The 1,130-nt window shown below is 58.0% G+C and carries 2 protein-coding genes; both read left to right on the top strand.

Going from position 1 to position 1,130, the window contains the following annotated elements; genetic code table 11:
* Nucleotides 1-246: 246 nt before the first annotated feature.
* Entirely contained in the window at nt 247-579 is a 333-nt protein-coding gene (locus tag CW742_RS14390; protein ID WP_292421558.1) for an STAS domain-containing protein, read from the top strand.
* A gap of 19 nt (nt 580-598) precedes the next feature.
* Nucleotides 599-1,051: an ATP-binding protein gene (locus CW742_RS14395; RefSeq protein ID WP_292421560.1), complete on the top strand. Its 453-nt coding sequence runs from the start codon at nt 599-601 to the stop codon at nt 1,049-1,051.
* Nucleotides 1,052-1,130 lie beyond the last annotated feature (79 nt).

Raw genomic sequence — 1,130 nt, forward strand, 5'->3', positions numbered from 1 at the left:
CCCTCCCATCACCGCCGGCTCTGCATCCCCGAAACCATCCCGGACCTACGCCCGCCGCAGGACGGGAACTTGGAGACCGCCCCTCCTTTTCCCCCCGCCGCCGGAGGTCACGATATTCGAACTCATCCCGGAAGAATAGTTTTTCTTCCCTTGACCGCCCCTTTGTATCCATGGTAGCGTTTCAGGCATCACGGGCATTACAAACGTCAGGCTTTCCCGGACAAACAGACATCCCGGAGGTTCCGCATGGAAGTGGCTTGCCGCAAGGAAAAGAACACGGTCATCGTTTCCGTCACAGGCAGGATGGACGCCCTGTGCTCCATGGATTTTGAAAAGATCCTGGATGAACAGATCGCCGCGGGCGAGACCCGCTTTATCCTGGACCTCAGCGGCCTGGAATACATCAGCAGCGCAGGGCTGCAGTGCGTCCTGACCACGGCCAAGAAGCTGGAGCCCCGGCAGGGGGATCTGATTCTCGCCGCCCTGAAGGGAACGGTGAAAGAGGTCTTCGAGATCTCCGGTTTCAGTTCCATATTCACCATTGCGGAATCCGTGGACTCGGCCCTGGCCGGGACCTGATCTGCCAGGATCATCCTTCATGTCAACGATCACATTGCCCGCCAGAATGGAAAACCTGAGGCGCCTCATACAGTTTGTGTCCGGCTGCGCCCGTCAATGCGGTTATTCGGAATCCAGAACAAACGAAATCGAGCTGGCCGCGGAAGAGGCCCTGGTCAATATCTGCCGCTACGCCTACCCGGAAGAAGCGGGCGATGTCGCGCTGACGTGCCGGCGGAGCGGCCGCGGCAGGATCGTCATCAAGATCGAGGATTCCGGAATACCTTTCAATCCCCTTTCCATCCCCGAGCCGGATCTCCGTCCCGATATTGCCCGGCGAAAAGCCGGCGGGCTCGGCATATTTCTCATGCGGAAAATGGTGAATGAAATTCGCTACCGGCGCGACACCGGCAAAAACATCCTGACCTTCATCGTTTCCCCTGAGAGGCTCCCCGCGGATCCTCTCGGGAAGCATGCCCTTTCCACTCAATAGAAAAAGAGCGTGAGGGACATCCATGAGCGACAAGCCGAAAATCCGGATCGAAAAATATCTCCGGGAGTCCGTTCTCAAT

This window comes from Methanoregula sp., from assembly GCF_002835825.1.
Taxonomy (GTDB): domain Archaea; phylum Halobacteriota; class Methanomicrobia; order Methanomicrobiales; family Methanospirillaceae; genus Methanoregula.

Bases quoted from the DNA above. Each gene is read 5' to 3' on its own strand.
- CW742_RS14395 (WP_292421560.1), top strand. From the start codon at position 599: ATGTCAACGATCACATTGCCCGCCAGAATGGAAAACCTGAGGCGCCTC.
- CW742_RS14390 (WP_292421558.1), top strand. From the start codon at position 247: ATGGAAGTGGCTTGCCGCAAGGAAAAGAACACGGTCATCGTTTCCGTC.